Genomic DNA, 2,858 nt, shown 5'->3' on the forward strand with positions numbered 1-2,858 from the left:
ACCCAGACAACTTCCTGGCCGCCATCAAGCTGGTGTCAGCCCGCATTTGGATCCGCAGTTATGAGTCCACGACCTAGCTTCAGCGTCGGGACACCGCCCAGTGGGGCACATAGTCTGTTATAACGTGTTGGAGACACCTCAAGCCTCCGTTGTTAGGCTACGCGACACGTTGTAGCCTGGAACGGCACCTTGGAGATTAATAACATGGCGCTCAAGCGGATGGACAACGTCGGGATCGTCGTCGAAGACCTCGGAGGGACGATTGGTTTCTTTCGTGGAACTCGGCCTTGAGCTCGAAGGACGGGCCACAATCGAAGGAGACTGGGCCGGACGTGTCACTGGACTGGGCGATCAGCACGTCGAGATTGCCATGATGCGCACACCGGACGGCCACAGCCGGCTCGAGTTCTCCCGCTTCCTCACGCCGCCGGTCGTCGCAGATCACCGTAATGCTCCGGTCAACGCCCTAGGCTACCTGCGCGTCATGTTTGCCGTGGACGACATAGACGAGACGCTCGAAAGGCTGCGCGCGCGCGGCGCGCAGCTCGTCGGTGAAGTCGTCCAGTATAAGGACGCGTATCGGCTCTGCTATATCCGCGGGCCCGAAGGACTTCTAATCGGACTCGCCCAAGAACTTCGTTGAGCGCAATCTCGCTGCAAGCAGGCTTGGCAAGTAAAAGCCCCGGCCAAGAGGGTAACTCTCAGCTAGAGCCAACTCCAAGCATTGGAGGCCATGGAGATTGTTCGGGCAGATACTCGACGCGCTCGGTACCTGCATGGTGGAATGGTCAAGCTTAACAATTCGTGCGCGGAGACGGGGCCTGGCCCGGACTACGAAACCTCAGGAGAGATGCTGAGCAAAGTGCTTGTTCATTTCGAAACTCCGTGGGGACTGTCGGAATTTCCGTGTACGGGCCGGGTTCATCATACTAGCCGAAAGCGGCCTTCGAAGAGAATGGCGAATTGAGCTTTCGCCATGCCCCACTCCCGTGGCGGCATTTTCCACTCTTTTTGCGTCTGCCTCAAGACCATGAATAACAGCTTGAACGCGCTCTCGTCGGTGGGAAAGTGCCCGCGGGCTCGCACCGCCCGGCGCAGTTTGGCATTGAGAGCCTCAATGGCGTTGGTCGTATAGATGATCCGGCGCACCTCCTCGGGAAAGGCAAAGAACGGGGTCACCGCCGTCCAGTTGCGCTGCCAAGAGGCCGCAATGGCCTCGTACTTTCGGCCCCAAACCGACGTTGCGAATGCCTCCAGAGCCGCTCGGCCGGCTTCGGCGTCCTTGGCCCGGTAGATCTCCTTCAGAGCTGAAGCCACCGCTCTCCGATTCTTGTAGGCCACGAACGCCAGCGACGAGCGGATCAGATGCACGATGCAGGTCTGGACCTGGGTCTCGGGGAACACCGCCGTGATCGCCTCGGGAAAGCCCTTCAGGCCATCGACCACCGCAATCAGCACGTCCTCGACCCCGCGGGTCTTGAGCTCGTTCATCACCCGCAGCCAGAACTTGGCGCCCTCGCTCTGCTCGATCCACAAGCCCAGGATCTCCTTGGCGCCATCGGGCCTGACGCCCAAAGCCAAGTAGACGGCCTTGTTGCGCACGGTGCCCTCATCGCGCACCTTGACCCGGATGGCGTCGAAGAACACCAGGGCGTAGAGCGCCTCCAGGGGACGGTTCTGCCACTCGGCGATCTCCTCCAGCACCGCATCGGTGACGGCACTGACCAGATCCGTCGAGACCTCGACGCCATACAGCTCGCGCAGGTGGCCCTGGATCTCCCGCACGCTCATGCCGCGGGCGTACATCGACACGATCTTCTCATCGAAGCCGGGAAAGCGGCGCTGGTATTTGGCGATCAGCTGCGGATCGAAACTCGCCAGCCGATCGCGCGGGATCTCCAGGTCGATCTTGCCGGTGTCGGTGAGCACACTCTTGCGGCCATAGCCGTTACGGGTGTTGCCGGCCTCATTCTCCTGCTCAAGATGATGGTCCATCTCGGCATTCAAGGCGCGTTCGGCCAGGGCTTTCTTCAACTCGTCAAGCAGGCCATTCTTGGCAAAGGCGGATTGGGCATCCGCCCCAGCCAGCAGCTGATCGAGCAGGTGGTCGGGAATCCGGGGTTCCTTGCGGCGTACCATGCGATGTCTCCCTCATGATCATCGTAATGGCCCCACACGAAAATCCTGACAGTCCCACTCCGTGCCGTGAATCTCCAGATGATAGTTGGCGAAACATGTTCACCATCAACGACATCACGACCGCAGCGATCAACATCCTTGGGGCAATCGATGCGCTTGAGTCTGCCCTGGCTCATCGCGGTGTCGATGCCGATACTGTTATGACAACAGATCAGGAGCGGGAACTGCTGACACTTGGGATCAGAGATTCGCTGTTCATTCTCGGGATGCATCGCAAGCCGCTGCCGAAGGTTCCGTCGATGCTCTTGCTACGGATGGCAAACTCCCATGGGATTTCTGGCACGAAGGCGAGCGCGGCCTTGCGTGAATTCCGCCTGGTGGAGGAACTGGCCGAAGGATCGCCTGCACCGGCAGCGCGCGCCGCCTAACAAACTCATCATAGCAATGGTCCGGCATAAACACATAGCGGGCGGCCCTTAGGAACATCCCCTGGAGATCACTCGTGCGCATGGTTCCTTTCTACTAAACTCTCGTTCAGAAGCAGTCGGTACGGCCGGCGATAATAATAGCAAATTGATGGGGCTAGTTTCGAGAGCGAAATTCTGCTATTGAAGCGGCCCCGCGGATTTGCCGCTCGGTTCACTGCGGATTCCGATGAAGCCGGACGCTTATTCCAAGGTGAAGCCGGACACCTATTCCGATTTCATTCCGGACAGTGT

Annotated in this window: 2 protein-coding genes and 1 pseudogene; 2 read left to right on the plus strand and 1 reads right to left on the minus strand. The window is 59.4% G+C overall.

The window, feature by feature from the left end; translation table 11 throughout:
- The first annotated feature begins 204 nt into the window (after nucleotides 1-204).
- Nucleotides 205-643: pseudogene (locus tag JKL46_RS34390) on the plus strand (VOC family protein).
- Nucleotides 644-924: 281 nt separating this feature from the next.
- On the opposite strand, the gene JKL46_RS34395 reads toward JKL46_RS34390, so the two are convergent.
- Entirely contained in the window at nucleotides 925-2,139 is a 1,215-nt protein-coding gene (locus tag JKL46_RS34395) for an IS256 family transposase (RefSeq protein ID WP_201842908.1), read from the minus strand.
- A gap of 95 nt (nucleotides 2,140-2,234) precedes the next feature.
- Here JKL46_RS34395 and JKL46_RS34400 point away from each other — a divergent pair, with 95 nt between their 5' ends.
- Nucleotides 2,235-2,567, plus strand: a complete 333-nt coding sequence (locus JKL46_RS34400; RefSeq protein WP_201842910.1) for a hypothetical protein — start codon at nucleotides 2,235-2,237, stop codon at nucleotides 2,565-2,567.
- The last annotated feature ends 291 nt before the right edge of the window (nucleotides 2,568-2,858 follow it).

It is taken from the genome of Microvirga zambiensis WSM3693, from assembly GCF_016735695.1.
In the GTDB taxonomy this organism is placed as follows: Bacteria; Pseudomonadota; Alphaproteobacteria; order Rhizobiales; family Beijerinckiaceae; genus Microvirga; species Microvirga zambiensis.

What these genes read in the sequence shown, in the direction of transcription:
- JKL46_RS34395 (WP_201842908.1), bottom strand. Translation starts at nt 2,139, where the DNA reads ATGGTACGCCGCAAGGAACCCCGGATTCCCGACCACCTGCTCGATCAG.
- JKL46_RS34400 (WP_201842910.1), top strand. Translation starts at nt 2,235, where the DNA reads ATGTTCACCATCAACGACATCACGACCGCAGCGATCAACATCCTTGGG.